This is a genomic window from Pseudomonas sp. R25(2017) (assembly GCF_002112565.1).
Classification (GTDB): domain Bacteria; phylum Pseudomonadota; class Gammaproteobacteria; order Pseudomonadales; family Pseudomonadaceae; genus Aquipseudomonas; species Aquipseudomonas ekonensis.
In genome coordinates this window covers 132,311-147,226 of sequence record NZ_NEHZ01000020.1, presented here as the reverse complement: position 1 = coordinate 147,226, position 14,916 = coordinate 132,311, and the positions used below count along the sequence as shown (strand labels likewise).

The window sequence follows — 14,916 nt, the reverse complement described above, 5'->3', positions numbered from 1 at the left end:
CAAACTGGCCCGGATCGTATTCGCCCTGCTCAAAGGACAAAGCGAATATGAACCGAAAGCAGGCTGAGGGCTTTGCCTCAACCATAGAATCTCCCACAGGGGATCCCGGCTGGACGCAGGATCCCTGCACACCACAAAACCTGTGGGAGCTAGCTTGCTAGCGATGAGGCCAGCACAGCCGGCATCTGTGGTGATTGACCCACCGCCATCGCCAGCAAGCTGGCTCCCACAGGTACTGCGGCTGCCCGCCGGACCGGCGAACACCCAAGAACCCTGTGGGAGCTTGCCTGCAAGCGATGAGGCCAGCACAGACAACATCCCTGTTGCCTGACCCACCGCCATCGCCAGCAAGCTGGCTCCCTCAGGCACCGCGGCTTATCATGCCGGCACCTCAGACGCCGGCCCGCCCATGGACATCGACCTCGCCCGTACCTTCCTGGAAATCGTCCGCCACGGCAGTCTCGCCGCGGCGGCGGAGAAACTGTTCGTCACGCAGACGGCCATCACCGCCCGCGTGCAGAAGCTCGAAAGCCAGTTGGGCAGCACCCTGTTCGTGCGCAATCGGGCCGGGGCGCGCCTGACGCCCAACGGCGAGGCGTTCGTGGTGTACGCCAACCAGCTGGTGCAGACCTGGGAAGCCGCCCGCCGCGACCTGCCGCTGCCCGAAGGCTACGACAACGTGCTGCACATCGGCGGCGAGGTCAGCCTGTGCAACCCGCTGATGCTCAGCTGGGCCGCCGAACTGCGCGAGCACATCCCCAGCCATGCCCTGCGCATGGAGATCCGCGACGGCGAAAACCTGCTGCGCCAGCTCGAACTCGGCGTGCTCGACGCCGCGCTCGTCTACCAGCCGGAATACTGGCCGGGCCTGCAGGTCGAGCAGGTGCTGGAGGAAAAACTCATCCTGGTGCACACCCCCGACCGCCCCGCCCCTTACGTCTACATCGACTGGGGCCCGGACTTCCGCCGCCAGCACGACGCCGCCCTGCCGGAAAAGGCCAAGGCCGCCCTGAGCTTCAACCTCGGCCCGCTGGCCTTGCAGTACATCCTGGAGAACGGCGGCAGCGGCTATTTCCGCACGCGGGTGGTGCGCACCTACCTGGAAAGCGGCGCCCTGGAGGCTGTGACCAAAGCCCCGGAATTCGGCTATCCGACCTACCTCGTCTACTCCCGCGACCGCGACTCGGCCACCTTGCAGCACGCCTTCGACCTGCTGCGCGCCGTGATCAAGGCCGACGACGACTGGTCGCAGCGCTGGAACCCGTTGAGCTGAAGCCCACGGCGCTGCGTACCGGAACCTGTCACTTGTGACCTCGCCCCCGAGCCTGCGCAGGCCGAGGGATCAGCTAATCTGCCGGATACAACAACAATATCCGCAGGTGACCGCAGTGAGGCAAACCACCGAAGCATTCCGCAGCCGCTACCGGGCGGCGATCCATCCGCTGTACAACCCGTGGCTGCACGGCGCCTTCGTGCTGCTGTTCGGCGTGCTGGCCATCGGCGCGTTCTGGAGCGGCGTGCGGCAGGTGCAGCCCCTGGAGTGGCTGACGGTGCCGCTGACCCTGCTGTTCTTCAACTTCGGCGTGTACGTGGTGCACCGGCACCTGGGGCACCACAAGAAAAGCTTCGCGAAAATGTTCTACGCCCGCCACGCCGGCGACCACCACAGTTTCTTCACCCCCGGCCACATGACCTGGGACAGCGCCCGGGACTGGCGGGTGATCCTGTTTCCCGCCTGGCTGATCGTGGTGCACACGCTGCTCGTGGCCCTGCCGCTGTGGTGGCTGTTCGCGCAGCTCAACGCCAACGTGGCCGGGCTGTTCGGCGGCTGCATGGTGCTGGGCTACCTGACCTACGAGGTGTTCCACGCCTGCGAACACCTGCCGCCGCGCCACCCGTTGGCCCGCCTGCCGTGGATCCGCCAGATGCACCGCCTGCATGAACTGCATCACCGCCGCGAACGCATGCAGGAGCGCAACTTCAACATCGTCCTGCCCCTGATGGATTACCTGTTCGGCACCCTGTACTGGGAGCCGGAACCCGCCCACACGAACGAACCGAGGACGCCCATGACCCGCCAGCAGCACGGGATCGACATCGACGGCGAGCCCTACGCCGTGCTCGCCTACGCCGCAGACGTCAGCCTTTGGCCGCAGTGGCACCCCTCGTCGCTGAAGATTCACGGCCCCGCCGGTCCCTTGCATGCCGGTGCACGGTTCGAGGAGGACATCCGCGCCGGCGGGCGCGACGGCCATCTGGTCTGGGAAGTGGACGAGTACCTGCCGGGGCGGCGCTGGTGCGCACGGGCGCGGGGCGACCACGGCCTGTCGTTGTCGCTGGTTTATGAGTGTGCTGATCTCGGGGGGCGCACGCGGTTCGTGCGCACATTGGACTATCGGTTCGACGGACTGGGCATGCGCCTGGCCAACCTTCTGCTGCTCAAGCGGCGCATCGAGCGCGAGTCTGCCGCCTCGATGCTGGCCCTGCGCGACCGGGCCGCTCAGCACGTGTCCCGCGCAGGAGCCGACGCGTGAAACTGCGCCATCTGATCGTGCTGCTGATCGTCATCGTGCTGGCGTTTCTGCTGCTGATGCCGACCCGCGTCGAACCGGTGGCCTGGACACCGCCGCCGGCACCGTCCATGACCGAAGGGCCCTACGCCGACAACCAGCGCCTGCGCGGCTTGCGCCAGGTCGGCCCGAGCGGCATCGAAGGGCCGGAGGCGCTGCTGCTTGAGGACGACAAGCTGATCACCGGCCTGCACGACGGCCGCGTGATCCGCACCAGCCTCGACGGCCACCAGCGCAAGGTGCTCACCGACACCGGCGGCCGTCCCTTGGGGCTGGCGCGGCATCCCAACGGCCTGCTGGTGATTGCCGATGCGGACAAGGGCCTGCTGTCCCTCGACGCCCAGGGCCGGCTGGTGGCGTTGACCACCGAAGCCAACGGCTTGCCCTTCGGCTTCACCGACGACGTGGCCATCGACAAATCCGGGCACTACGCCTACTTCAGCGATGCCTCCAGCCGCTGGGGCTACGGCCACGACGGCGAGGCGATCATCGAGCACGGCGGCGACGGGCGTCTGCTGCGCTACGACTTCCAGACCGGCAAGACCAGCGTCCTGCTGGATCGGCTGGAATTCGCCAACGGCGTCACCCTGGGGCCGGACGACGCCTATGTGCTGGTCAACGAAACCGGCGCCTACCGCATCAGCCGCTATTGGCTGACCGGCCCCAACGCCGGCACCCACGACCTGTTCATCGACAACCTGCCGGGGTTGCCGGACAACCTCGCCTTCAACGGCCGCGACCGCTTCTGGGTGGCGCTGTACGCGCCGCGCAATCCGCTGCTGGACCGCACCGCCGAACATCCGTTCGTGCGCAAGGTGATTGTCCGGGCGCTCACCGTGCTGCCCAAGCCCCTGGAAAAACGCGCGTTCGTGCTGGGGCTGGACCTGGACGGCAAGGTCATCGCCAATCTGCAGGACGCCAGCGCCGGCAACTACTCGCCGATCACCACGGCGCGGGAGTACGGGGATTGGCTGTATTTCGGTTCGCTGAAGGCTTCGCACATGACGCGGATGCCGTTGGGGGCGGCCCTCAAGTAAGCCTCCAGAGGCGTGCCGGGTTCACCGGCCTCATCGCTGGCAAGCCAGCTCCCACAGGGATCCCGGGTGTTTGCAGAATCTAAGCACACCACAAAAACTGTGGGAGCTGGCTTGCCAGCGATGGCGTTGGGTCTGCTACCACAGGTTTTGTGGTGTACCTGGATCCTGCAAACACCCGAAATCCCCTGTGGGAGCCAGCCTGCTGGCGATGGCGGCCGGTCAGGCACCGGGCGTCTGAGGCTTGTCCGGCTCGGTCTCATCCGCCGCCGGCTCCCGTTTCGGATGCCGGTAGGTGTGCGCCGGGCTGTTGGGTTCAGGGTGGGTCGGCACGGGGTCGTAGGTTCCCTGCTCTTCGCTGGGGAACTTGTCTTGGGAGGGGGTGGGACGGTTCATGGGGCACCTCGCCGGGAGCCGCTGCATGCGGGCTCTGAACATTCGAGGTGCCGGGCGGGTTCAACGTTCCGGCCGATCCGCCGCCGATGGTCGGCGGATCGGCCCGGCTCAGGCCTGTCGCTGCAGTTCCTGGACAATCTTGTCCTTGATCTGCAAGCGCTTTTCCTTGAGCTTCTTCAAGGCGTCATCGCTGGGGGCATCCGAGGTGGCGTTCTCAGCCTTGACCACGACGTCGTCCATGTCCTGATACTGGTTGGCCAATGAATCCAGATGCGGCCTTTGGGTGCGCAATTTCTGGAACGCATCCTTCGTAATCTTCAAATCCTCAAGCAGGTCATGCTTAACCGGCATGGAACACCTCCGTCAATTGATCGCGGCCAACGCGCCCTATGCGTTCGCCAGCTATCAGGATGGCCTCGGTTGCGGGTTCTGTCGACTGCCGGCCAGGCGGCAAACGACCGTTCGTCGCCCTGGCGCCAACCGGACCAAACCTTTGCCGGCCCATCTCCCTCCACTGGATAACGCTCACAACCAATGCGTGGAGAATGACCAATGGACGGATTCAACCTGCGTCACCTGACCCTGGCCGTCGCCCTGTGCACCGGCATGGGCAGCGCCTTCGCCGCCACCTCCAACACCTTCGTCGACAACGCCGCCGCCGGCGGCATCGCTGAGATCGAAGCGAGCCGCCTGGCCCTGGAGAAAAGCGCCTCGGCCGACATCAAGGCCTTCGCGACGATGATGATCACCGACCACGGCAACGCCAACGACGAACTGGCCACCATCGCCAAGGCCAACGGCATCGAAGTGCCCGACGACACCACCCTGGTCAAGCAGGCCAAGGAAAAGATCCTCGAACTGCGCGACGAATCCTTCGATGCGGCCTACGCCAACAATCAGGTGAAGGCCCACGAAGAAGCCATCGAGCTGTTCAAGAAAGAAGCCAATACCGTGACCGACGACAAGGTCAAGGGCGGCCCCGAGCTCAAGGCCTTTGCCCAGAAAATGTTGCCAGCGTTGGAGCAGCACTTGAAACACGCCAAGGAGCTGCAGGCCAAACACCCGAGCAAGTGACGTACGCCCCGGGCCTCAGGCGCTGAGCACCGTGCGGATCATCCGCAGCAGCGCCTGGGGGCTGTAGGGCTTGCCGAGCAGGTGGGTGTCGGGGCTGAGCTGGTGGTTGCGCGAGATGATGTCGCGGGTGTAGCCGGAGGTGAACAGCACTGCCACCGGCGGCGACTGCACCTTGGCCCAGGCGGCCAGCTCGGCGCTCTTGATCAGGCCGGGCATGACCACGTCGGTGAAGATCAGCTGCACCGAGGCGCCGTCGAGCAGCAACTGCATCGCCGCGTCGCCGTTGCCGGCGGTCAGCACCCGGTAGCCTTCCTCGCGCAGCAGCTCCACGGTGGAGCCGCGCACCGCGTCATTGTCCTCGACCACCAACAGGGTCTCGTGGCCGCCCTGCTGCTGGCGGCCGGCGCCCGGCGATTCGTCCCGCAGCGGCTGCAGGCTGCGCGGGAAAAACAATTGCACCCGCGTGCCCTCGCCCACTCGGCTGTCGATCTCCACATGGCCGCCGCTCTGCTTGACGAACCCGAACACCATGCTCAGCCCGAGCCCGGTGCCCTGGCCGTCGGCCTTGGTGGTGAAGAAAGGCTCGAACACCTGCTCCAGCAGGTTCGCAGCGATCCCGACGCCGCTGTCGCCCACCGACATCCGCACGAAATCCCCCGGCAGGATGCCCTTGCCGGCGCAGAACGACTGATCCAGGGTGAGGTTGTCCGCGCTGAGGGTGATCGTGCCCTCGCCCTTCATGGCGTCCCGGGCGTTGATCGCCAGGTTGAGCACGGCGTTTTCCAGTTGGTTGCGGTCGACGTTGATCCGCCAGGGCTTGTGCGGCAAGTGCACGTCGATCCGGATGGTCTCGCCCAGGGCCCGCTGCAGCAGTTCGCCGAGGCCGTCGAAGATGTCCGCCAGGTTGCACACCGCTGGCGTCAGCGGCTGGCGCCGGGCGAAGGCCAGCAATTGCGACGACAGCTTGGCGCCGCGGTCCACCGCCGCCAGCGAAGCGTTGACCCGACGCTGCACGTTGGGGTTGTCACGCTCGTGCCGGGCCAGCAGGTTGAGGTTGCCGGCGATCACTTGCAGCAGGTTGTTGAAGTCGTGGGCCACGCCGCCGGTCAGCCCGCCGATGGCCTCCAGCTTCTGCGACTGGCGCAACTGCTCCTCGGCCGCCAGCCGCGCCTCGACTTCGGCGGCCACCCGCTGCTCGAGGTTGCGGGTGAACTTGAGCAAGGATTCTTCGGCGGTCTTGCGCTCATGGATATCGATCAGCACGCCGGGGAAGCGGAACGCCTCGCCCCGTTCGTTGAATTCGCAGGCGCCGCTGGCCAACACCCACAGGAAGCTGCCGTCGGCGCGCAGCACCCGGTACTCGGCGTTGTAGGGTTCGCCGGTGAGCACTGCCTGCTCGACGCACTCGGCGACCCAGACGCGGTCGTCGGGATGGATGTGGGCTTCGGCGATGTGCTGCGGCAGGTTGGTCAGGTCCTGGCCCGACGGATAGGAGAAGGTGCGGGCGAAACGCTCGTCGGCCGACAGCACGTCGTTCTTCACGTCCCACACGAAGGAGCCCAGCAGCGCCCCGGCGTTGAGCGCCAGGCGCACCCGTTCGTTGTCGGCGCGGTAGGCGTCCTCGGCGGCCTGGCGCAGGCGCTCGGACAGCACCAGTTCGGTGGTCTCGACCACCATCGCCATCACCCCCGCCGGGGCGCCCCGGTCGTCGGCCACCGGGCTGTAGTAGAGGTCGAGCCAGACGTCTTCGGGCACGCCGTCGCGCAACAGCACCAGATCCTTGTTGCGGTATTCCAGGGTGCCGCCGGCCAGGCAGGTGTCGACCACGTGGCGGTTGAAGTCGGCGACTTCCGGCCAGCCCAGTTCCACGGGCGTACCCAGCAGGTACGGGTGGCGTCCGCCGGCGAACCGCGAATAGGCATCGTTGTAGATCATGTAGCCGTCACGGCCCCAGAGCATGACCATCGGCAACGGCGAGGCGAGCATCAGCCGCACCGTGCTGCACAGGCTGGCCGGCCAGGTCTCGAGGGAGCCCAGACCGGTTCGGCCCCAGTCAAAGGCACGGATGCGCCCGGCCATTTCACCTTTCCAGCCATCGCATCCATGGTTGTCGGATAGAAACTGCATCGCCCGATTCAACACTCTGTGGTGAGTCCGATCAATCGCAACGCCCGGTGACGCCACGCCCCTGTGTTTCGAACCTCCCGCGCCGCAAATGGTTGCATAAGAGGTATAGCCGATTTCCCCCGCCCCGGCCTTCAGACTTCGATCAAGTGCTTGAGCGGGTGATAGCCGGTCTTGATCCGGGCCGCCACGTCGAGGATGGCCTTCTGGATGCCGTTGAGGTGCATGCAGGTCAGTTCGACGGCGGCGCTCTGGTTGCCGGCCTCGATGTACTCGATCAGCCGCAGGTGCTCGTCGTCGCGGCAGGCTTCGTGGCTGTCGTCGTCCAGGGCGGCGGCGTACAGCGAAGCGCGGGAGATCAGTTTCTGGAACCAGTCCAGCAGCACCGGGTTGTTCAGGCTGCGGGCCAACTTGATGTGGAACTCGCCGAGCAGGTGGATCAACCGCTCGTGGTCGCCGGCCTGATGGGCTTCGTCCTCCAGCAGCAGGTGGTCGCGCAGGTCCTGCATCGCCGCCGTGTCCTTGCGCCGGCACAGCTCGGTGACGATGCCGATCTCCACCAGCCGCCGGGTTTCGAACAGGGAACGGATCTCTTCGTCGCTGGGCAGCGACACCGACGCACCTTTATTGGGCTCGGTGGTGACCAGGCCGTCGGCCTCCAGTTGCTTGAGCGCCGCACGAACCGACGTGCGGCTGACATTGAACAGTTCCGCCAGCGACGCCTCGCCCAGCTTCATGCCGGGGCGCAGCGAGCGCTTGCTGATCGCCTCGTAAACCCCTTGGTAGACGCGGTCGACCAAGGTTTCCGGTTTTTTCTCGGTCATTGCAAAGCTCCTTCAGTGCCGGCAACGGTCCGTCGGCGCTGCTTGCCAAAAAGCGCAGCCGCGGAAAAAGGGGGTTGCACAGCCAGATTAATCCGGGTATTTCTAAATTGCATTCAGATATTGCATACAATAATTAGAGGATTGCACCATTATGGGTCAACCAATAGCAATTGAAGTGCGCAACGTCTCCAAGCGGTACTCCGAAGACCCCGGCCTGGCGCCGGCTCTCGACAATGTGTCGGTGAACATCGCCGACAACGAATTCTTCACCCTCCTGGGCCCGTCCGGCTGCGGCAAGACCACCCTGCTGCGCACCATCGCCGGGTTCGAGCACGTCAGCGAAGGCCAGATCCGCCTGGCGGGCGAGCCGGTCAACGACTTGCCGCCGTTCAAGCGCCGGGTCAACACGGTGTTCCAGAGCTACGCGCTGTTTCCGCACATGAGTGTTGCGCAGAATATCGCCTTCGGCCTCGAGATGCAGGGCCTTGAGCGCAAGCTGATCCCCGACCGCGTCGAAGAGATGCTCGCGCTGGTGCAGATGCAGCACCTGGCCGGGCGCAAGCCGGCGCAGCTGTCCGGCGGCCAGCAGCAGCGCGTGGCCCTGGCCCGGGCCCTGGCGCCCAAGCCGAAAGTCCTGCTGCTGGACGAGCCGCTGTCGGCGCTGGACCTGAAGCTGCGCAAGGAAATGCAGGTCGAGCTCAAGCGCGTGCAGCAGGAAGCCGGCATCACCTTCATCTTCGTCACCCACGACCAGGAAGAGGCCCTGACCCTGTCCGACCGCATCGCGGTGATGTCGGCCGGCAAGATCCTGCAGATCGGCACGCCCACTGAGATCTACGAACGCCCGCAGCACCGTTTCGTCGCCCAGTTCATCGGCGACATCAACTTCCTCCCCGGCCGGCTCAAGCGCGGCGAGCGCAATGAGAACCTGTTCGTGCCCGACGGCATGCCGGTGGAGATTCCCTGCCCGCCCCAGGGCGTCGACGGCGCCAGCGTGCAGTTGGCGTTCCGCCCGGAGCGCTCGCGGCTGGTCGCACCCCACGAGCCCCATCACCTGGGCGGGGTGATCGAGGCGGTGCTGTACGTCGGCACCGCCACGCTGTACCAGTGCCGGCTGAACAACGACATCAAGGTCATGCTGCGCGAGAACAACGAAGGCCTGCACCAGGGCCGCGGCGTCGGCGAGCGCGTGGCGGTGCACCTGCCGCCCCAGGCCTGCCTGCTGATGGAGGCCTGAGATGAGCGTCACCGGCACGTCCCCGACCCTCAACCGCGCGCTGCTGCTCAGCCCGGTGGTGTTGACCCTGCTTGCCCTGATCGCCATTCCGCTGGGGATCATGGGCTACATCAGCCTGTTGCCGCGCAACCTCTACGGCGGCGTCGACTGGCAGGCCGACTGGCAACTGCAAAGCTACGTGCAGCTGTTTTTCCAGGAAGGCTTCGACGGCGGTCTCGAACTGAACTGGGTGTACGCCCAGGCCCTGCTGCGCTCAGTGTTCCAGGCCGGCGGCACCACGGTGCTGTGCTTCCTGTTCGGCTTTCCGGTGGCGCTGTGGATGTCGAGCCTGACCCCGCGCCGGCGCAACCTGATGGTGTTGCTCATCACCATTCCGTTCTGGACCAACCTGCTGATCCGCAACTACGCCTGGCTGATCATCCTGCGCGAGCAGGGCTGGGTCGCCCAGAGCCTCAACGCGCTGTTGCCCCAGGCCGGCGGCATCACCCTGCTCTACAACGACTTCGCGGTCAGCGTCGGGCTGGTCTACAGCTTCCTGCCGTTCATGATCCTGCCGATCTACTCGACCCTGGAGAAACTCGATTGGCGCCTGGTGGAGGCCGCCTACGACCTGGGCGCCAACCGCTGGCACGCGCTGCGCCGGATCATCCTGCCGCTGTCGATGCCCGGCGTGATCGCCGGCGCACTGCTGGTGTTCGTGCCGAGCCTGGGGGCGTTCATCACCCCGGCGATCCTGGGCGGCGGCAAGACGCTGATGATCGGCAACCTGATCCAGCAGCAGTTCGGCACCGCACGCAACTGGCCCCTGGGCAGTTCGCTGTCGTTCCTGCTGCTGGGGATCCTGTTGCTGTCGCTGGTGCTGTACGCCCTCTACAGCCGCAACGCGGCCAAGAACCTCCACCGGGGAGCCCGCCCATGATCGCCCTGCACCTGAAGAAACTGCCCGCCACCCGGGAGATCAGCCTGCTGATCCTGGCCTACCTGTATCTGCCGATCCTGGTGCTGATCGTCTACAGCTTCAACGCCAACCGTTCGGCGACGGTGTGGACCGAGTTCTCGTTCGCCTGGTACGGGCGGATCCTGGCCAACCCGTCGATCCAGACGGCGGCGCTGAACTCGGTGATCGTCGCGGCCATCGCCACGGTATGCGCCACGGCCATCGCGCTGCTGGCGGCGCTGGCCACCTGCCGGCCGTTCTACGGGCAGAAGATGGTCGAGGGCGGGATCAACCTGCCGCTGATCCTGCCGGAGATCGTCACTGCCGTGGCGACCTTGCTGCTGTTCATGTCGCTGGGGATCAAGCTCGGCCTGCTGACGGTGATCGTGGCGCACATCGGCTTCTGCATCCCGTTCGCCTACCTGCCGATCCGCGCGCGCCTCAACGATCTGGACCGGAGCCTGCTGGAGGCGGCCAATGACCTGTACGCCAACCCGTGGCAGGTGTTCCGCCGCGTGACCCTGCCGCTGCTGTGGCCGGCGGTGCTGTCCGGCGCCGTGCTGGCGTTCGTGGTCAGCCTCGACGATTTCATCATGACCTTCTTCGTCGCAGGCCCCGGTTCCACCACGCTGCCGGTGTACATCTTCTCGGCGATCAAGGCCGGCGTGACCCCGGAGATCAACGCGATCTCGACCCTGATGCTGGTGATTTCCATCGTGCTGGTGGTGCTGGCCTTCTGGCTGGGCCAGCGCGGCAAACAACAATGAAGAAAACCTGGAGCGCTCTCATGAAAACCAAAGGCATGCGTCTGGCGGTATCCGGTCTGGCCCTGAGTTGTCTCACCGCGTTCGGCGCCCACGCCGCCGAGCCCAAGGAGCTGTTCTTCTACAACTGGACCGACTACTACCCGGTGGATCTGCTGGCCAAGTTCGAGAAAGAGACCGGCATCAAGGTCACCATGGACGGCTACGACAGCAACGAGACCCTGCTGGCCAAACTGCAGGCCGGCGGCGCGGCGTACGACGTGATCGTGCCGTCGCAGTCGATCATGCAGACGCTGATCCAGCAGAACCTGCTGCTGGAGATCGACGCGCCGGGCCTGAGCAACTTCCAGTACGTCAAAGGGCCGTTCCGTGACCCGAGCTTCGACCCCGGCCGCAAATACTCGGCGCCGTACCTGTGGGGCACCACCGGGTTCTCCTACGACAGCGCGCGGGTGCCGGGCGGCAAGCTGGACGACTCGTGGAAGGAGTTCTTCGAACCGCGCAAGGAACTGCAAGGCCAGCTCGCCGCCCTCGACACCTCCAGCAGCGTGATCAACGCCGCCAGCCATTACCTGAACGTCGACGAGTGCACGGAAAACCCGCAGGACGCCAAACGCATCCTGGAGCTGCTGCAGAAGCAGAAGCCGTTCCTGAAGATGTACAGCTCCGACAACACCGTCGACCGCATGGCCTCCGGCGAAGTGATCATGATGCAGAACTGGAACGGCTCCACCGCCCGCGCCACCTTGCAGAAGAGCACCATCCGCTACGTGTACCCCCGCGAAGGCCTGGCGATGTTCCAGGACAACTTCGCCGTGCCCAGGAGCGCGCCGCACCCGGGCAACGCGAAGATCTTCATCGACTGGATGATGAAACCGGAAAACGCCGCCGCCGTGTCCAACGCCATCGCCTACGCCAACGGCATCCAGAGCGATCAGTTGCTCGACGCGAAATGGAAGGTCATGGACGCCATCAACATGCCCGACGAATACGCCTCGCGCCTGCGTCCGGAAAAGGAATGCAGCAACAAGGCGCGGGAGCTGCAGGACCGCATTTGGTCCAAGCTCAAGGGCTGAAGACCGCATCGCGGCCATCGCGGGCAGGCTCGCTCCCACAGGAGCCTGGGTTTGCGCACATTCCCCTGTGGGAGCCGGCTTGCTGGCGATGGCGTCAGTCCAGGCACCACAGGCCTGGAGCTGCGGTGCGACGACTCGACTTGCGAGCGATGAGGCCCGCCCCGACAACATCGAAATAGAGGTATGAAATGTCCCACCCCCGCTGGCTCAGAAACGTACGCCCCTACGGCGCCCCCGCCGAAGACCTGCTGATCGAGGACGGCCGCTTCACCCAGCGCCGCGCCGCGTCCCCGGCGCCCCTGGCCGCCACCGACATCGACGGCAAGCACCGCCTGCTGACCGCCAGCCTGGTGGAAAGCCACGTCCACCTGGACAAGACCCTCTACGGCCAGCCCTGGCGCCCGAACAGCGCAGGCCCGACCCTCAAGGACTACATCGCCAACGAACGCCGGGTGCTGCGCGAGGTTCGCGCGCCGATCGCCGTACGCGCCGGGGCCCTGCTGGAGAACTGCATCGCCCGCGGTTCGCTGACGATGCGCTGCCACGTCGACATCGACCCGGAATTCGGCCTGCGCCATGTCGAAGCCATGCTGCAACTGCGCGAACGCTACAACGACCTGATCGACCTGCAACTGGTGGTGTTCCCGCAGACCGGCCTGACCAGCCGCCCCGGCACCGCCGACCTGATGCGCGAAGCCATGGCCCTGGGCGTGGAGAACGTCGGCGGCCTCGACCCCTGCGGCATCGACAACGACCCCATCGCGCAACTGGACTTCGTGTTTTCGTTGGCCGCCGAATTCGGGCGCGGCGTCGACATTCACCTGCACGACAAGGGCGAGCTGGGCCTGTGGCAGATCGCCCGGATCGCCGACTTCACCGAACGCTTCGGCCTGCAGGGCGGTGTGATGATCAGCCACGCCTATTGCCTGGGCATGCTGCCGTGGAGCCAGGTCCGGCCGGTGGCCGAACGGCTGGCGGCGCTGGGGATTTCGCTGATGAGCTCGGCGCCGGCCGATTGCCCGGTGCCGCCGTTCCTGGCCCTGCGTGAGGTCGGGGTCAACGTGTGCCTGGGCTCGGACGGCATCCGCGACGCGTGGTCGCCGATGGGCAACGGCGACATGCTGGAACGGGCGATGCTGCTGGCGTTCCGGTTCGACCTGAACAAGGACGAGGAACTGGCCGCGGCGTTCGACGCAGCCACGGTCAACGGGGCCCGCGCCTTGGGCGTCGAGGGGCATGGCTTCGGCATCGGCCGGGCGGCCGACTTTCTGCTGATGCCGGTGGAGACCCTCGGCGAGGCGGTGGTGGCGCGGCCGGTGCGGCAAGTCTATCGGGGCGGCGAACTGATCGCCGACGGCGGCCGCCTGCTGGGCAGCCGCTTGTGAAGCGCTCGGGCCTGAAGGCCGCTTGCGTGGTCGGCTTCGACGGCACGCGGCATGTGCTGTGGCGCGACGGCGAGGTGGTGTTCGAAGGCTCTTGCATCGTGTTCGTCGGGCGCGGTTATCCGGGGCCGGTGGACAGCTGGACCGATTACGGCAATGCCCTGATCGGTCCCGGTTTCATCGACCTCGACGCCCTCGGCGACCTCGACTCCACGGTGCTGACCCTCGACAACGGCGACGAGCGCGCCATGGGCCGCATGTGGTCGGCGGACTACCTGGCGGCCGGTCCGCGGGAGTCGTTCAGCGCCGACGAAGAGGTCTTCAAGTACCGCTACGCCTTCACCCAACTGATCCGCAACGGCATCACCACGGCGATGCCGATCACCTCGATGTACTACCGCGAATGGGCGGAGCGCTACGACGAGTTTGCGGCGGTCGCCGATGTCGCCGCCGAGCTGGGCCTGCGCACCTACCTGGGCCCCTGCTACATGAGCGGCATGAGTTACTGGCGCGCCGACGGCACCCTCGCCCATCACTGGGACGAAGGCCGGGGCCTGGCTGGGCTCGATGACGCCGAGCGGTTCTTCAAGGATTTCGACGGCGCCCATGACGGGCTGATCCGCGGCGCCCTGCTGCCCGATCGCATCCAGACCTGCACCCCGGCACTGCTGCAACGCACCGCCGCACTGAGCCGCGAACTGAACGCGCCGGTGCGCCTGCACTGCTGTCAGGCGCCCGGGGAAGTGGCGATGGTCGAGCGCTTGCACGGCACCTCGCCGCTGGGCTGGCTGCAACGGCTCGACCTGCTGACCCCGCGCAGCCTGCTGCCCCACGGCATCTACACCCGTGGCGACGACGACCTGCAACGGCTGATCGACGGCGGCGCGAGCCTGGTGCATTGCCCGCTGGTGTTCGTCCGGGACGGCGAAGCGCTGGACTCGTTCGGGCGCCACCGGGCCCGAGGCGTCAACTTCGCCCTCGGCACCGACACCTGGCCGGCGGACTTGCTGTCGAACATGCGCCACGGCCTGAACATCGCCCGGCTGATGGAGGGCGGCCCCTCGCTGACCTGCGGCCTGGACCTGTACAACGCCGCCACCCTCGGCGGCGCCCAGGCGCTGGGCCGCGACGACCTCGGCCGGCTCGCGCCGGGCGCCAAGGCCGACATCACCGTGTTCAGCCTGCGCGGGATGCACCTGGGGCCACTGTTCGACCCGCTGAAGAACCTGCTGCTGGCCGGACGCGGCGACGACTGCATCGCCAGCTACATCGACGGCCGCTGCGTGATGCGCGACGGCCAGGTCATTGGCGTGGACTACCCGTCCCTGCAGCGCCAGGCCCAGCGCCAATACGAAAAACTGATGCGCAGCCACAGCGACCGGGCCTTCGGCCGACCGGACTGGAAAACCCTGTTCCGCCCGGCCATCCCGTTCGCCGACGACTACAGCGCCGACGCGCCCTTGAGCGCCATCGATCCCCTTCCTTAGAGATTTCTGCC

General features: G+C 66.3%; 14 protein-coding genes. 10 read left to right on the top strand and 4 right to left on the bottom strand.

The annotated features are described in order from the left end of the window. Window positions 1-409: 409 nt before the first annotated feature. The 3 genes from CAG31_RS23660 (at window position 410) to CAG31_RS23650 (ending at window position 3,607) form a co-directional block, all read left to right on the top strand. Complete coding sequence (locus CAG31_RS23660) at window positions 410-1,273, top strand: LysR family transcriptional regulator (protein WP_085585775.1); 864 nt, start codon at window positions 410-412, stop codon at window positions 1,271-1,273. Between the two features lie 115 nt (window positions 1,274-1,388). Next, window positions 1,389-2,534, top strand: a complete 1,146-nt coding sequence (locus tag CAG31_RS23655) for an SRPBCC family protein (RefSeq protein ID WP_085585773.1) — start codon at window positions 1,389-1,391, stop codon at window positions 2,532-2,534. Next, entirely contained in the window at window positions 2,531-3,607 is a 1,077-nt protein-coding gene (locus CAG31_RS23650; RefSeq protein ID WP_085585770.1) for an SMP-30/gluconolactonase/LRE family protein, read from the top strand. The genes CAG31_RS23655 and CAG31_RS23650 overlap by 4 nt, the downstream gene beginning before the upstream one ends. Window positions 3,608-3,826: 219 nt before the next feature. Here CAG31_RS23650 and CAG31_RS28505 read toward each other — a convergent pair whose 3' ends face one another. Then, window positions 3,827-4,000, bottom strand: coding sequence for a hypothetical protein (locus CAG31_RS28505; RefSeq protein WP_170930010.1), 174 nt, complete (start codon window positions 3,998-4,000; stop codon window positions 3,827-3,829). Window positions 4,001-4,108: 108 nt separating this feature from the next. Then, window positions 4,109-4,351: a DUF465 domain-containing protein gene (locus CAG31_RS23640; RefSeq protein ID WP_085585766.1), complete on the bottom strand. Its 243-nt coding sequence runs from the start codon at window positions 4,349-4,351 to the stop codon at window positions 4,109-4,111. Window positions 4,352-4,552: 201 nt separating this feature from the next. On the opposite strand from CAG31_RS23640, the gene CAG31_RS23635 reads away from it, so the two are divergent. Next, window positions 4,553-5,074, top strand: coding sequence for a DUF4142 domain-containing protein (locus tag CAG31_RS23635; protein WP_085585764.1), 522 nt, complete (start codon window positions 4,553-4,555; stop codon window positions 5,072-5,074). A 15-nt stretch (window positions 5,075-5,089) separates the two neighbouring features. Here the strand turns inward: CAG31_RS23635 and CAG31_RS23630 are convergent, their stop codons facing one another. Together CAG31_RS23630 and CAG31_RS23625 are read right to left on the bottom strand one after the other, a co-directional pair. Beyond that, window positions 5,090-7,201 carry a PAS domain-containing sensor histidine kinase gene (locus CAG31_RS23630; protein ID WP_085585762.1) on the bottom strand — a complete coding sequence of 704 codons (2,112 nt, stop codon included), beginning with the start codon at window positions 7,199-7,201 and terminating at the stop codon, window positions 5,090-5,092. Between the two features lie 131 nt (window positions 7,202-7,332). Further along, window positions 7,333-8,022, bottom strand: a complete 690-nt coding sequence (locus CAG31_RS23625) for a GntR family transcriptional regulator (RefSeq protein ID WP_085585760.1) — start codon at window positions 8,020-8,022, stop codon at window positions 7,333-7,335. Window positions 8,023-8,173: 151 nt separating this feature from the next. On the opposite strand from CAG31_RS23625, the gene CAG31_RS23620 reads away from it, so the two are divergent. The 6 genes from CAG31_RS23620 (at window position 8,174) to CAG31_RS23595 (ending at window position 14,905) form a co-directional block, all read left to right on the top strand. Then, window positions 8,174-9,259: an ABC transporter ATP-binding protein gene (locus tag CAG31_RS23620; RefSeq protein ID WP_085585758.1), complete on the top strand. Its 1,086-nt coding sequence runs from the start codon at window positions 8,174-8,176 to the stop codon at window positions 9,257-9,259. 1 nt (window position 9,260) lies between these two features. Next, window positions 9,261-10,178 (top strand): ABC transporter permease, encoded by a 918-nt coding sequence (locus CAG31_RS23615; protein ID WP_085585756.1) that lies wholly within the window; start codon window positions 9,261-9,263, stop codon window positions 10,176-10,178. Then, window positions 10,175-10,963 carry an ABC transporter permease gene (locus tag CAG31_RS23610; RefSeq protein WP_085585754.1) on the top strand — a complete coding sequence of 263 codons (789 nt, stop codon included), beginning with the start codon at window positions 10,175-10,177 and terminating at the stop codon, window positions 10,961-10,963. Before CAG31_RS23615 ends, CAG31_RS23610 begins: the two co-directional genes overlap by 4 nt. Window positions 10,964-10,983: 20 nt before the next feature. Continuing rightward, window positions 10,984-12,036, top strand: a complete 1,053-nt coding sequence (locus CAG31_RS23605) for an extracellular solute-binding protein (RefSeq protein ID WP_085585752.1) — start codon at window positions 10,984-10,986, stop codon at window positions 12,034-12,036. A 188-nt stretch (window positions 12,037-12,224) separates the two neighbouring features. Further along, the gene (locus tag CAG31_RS23600; RefSeq protein WP_085585750.1) at window positions 12,225-13,421 is read left to right on the top strand and encodes an amidohydrolase family protein; all 1,197 of its coding nucleotides are present in this window, start codon (window positions 12,225-12,227) and stop codon (window positions 13,419-13,421) included. Next, window positions 13,418-14,905: an amidohydrolase family protein gene (locus CAG31_RS23595; protein WP_085585748.1), complete on the top strand. Its 1,488-nt coding sequence runs from the start codon at window positions 13,418-13,420 to the stop codon at window positions 14,903-14,905. Before CAG31_RS23600 ends, CAG31_RS23595 begins: the two co-directional genes overlap by 4 nt. Window positions 14,906-14,916: the final 11 nt, after the last annotated feature.

Coding starts and splice junctions, on each gene's coding strand:
- CAG31_RS23660 (WP_085585775.1), top strand. CDS start 410: ATGGACATCGACCTCGCCCGTACCTTCCTGGAAATCGTCCGCCACGGC.
- CAG31_RS23620 (WP_085585758.1), top strand. CDS start 8,174: ATGGGTCAACCAATAGCAATTGAAGTGCGCAACGTCTCCAAGCGGTAC.
- CAG31_RS23625 (WP_085585760.1), bottom strand. CDS start 8,022: ATGACCGAGAAAAAACCGGAAACCTTGGTCGACCGCGTCTACCAAGGG.
- CAG31_RS23630 (WP_085585762.1), bottom strand. CDS start 7,201: ATGCAGTTTCTATCCGACAACCATGGATGCGATGGCTGGAAAGGTGAA.
- CAG31_RS23605 (WP_085585752.1), top strand. CDS start 10,984: ATGAAAACCAAAGGCATGCGTCTGGCGGTATCCGGTCTGGCCCTGAGT.
- CAG31_RS23640 (WP_085585766.1), bottom strand. CDS start 4,351: ATGCCGGTTAAGCATGACCTGCTTGAGGATTTGAAGATTACGAAGGAT.
- CAG31_RS28505 (WP_170930010.1), bottom strand. CDS start 4,000: ATGAACCGTCCCACCCCCTCCCAAGACAAGTTCCCCAGCGAAGAGCAG.
- CAG31_RS23615 (WP_085585756.1), top strand. CDS start 9,261: ATGAGCGTCACCGGCACGTCCCCGACCCTCAACCGCGCGCTGCTGCTC.
- CAG31_RS23610 (WP_085585754.1), top strand. CDS start 10,175: ATGATCGCCCTGCACCTGAAGAAACTGCCCGCCACCCGGGAGATCAGC.
- CAG31_RS23635 (WP_085585764.1), top strand. CDS start 4,553: ATGGACGGATTCAACCTGCGTCACCTGACCCTGGCCGTCGCCCTGTGC.
- CAG31_RS23600 (WP_085585750.1), top strand. CDS start 12,225: ATGTCCCACCCCCGCTGGCTCAGAAACGTACGCCCCTACGGCGCCCCC.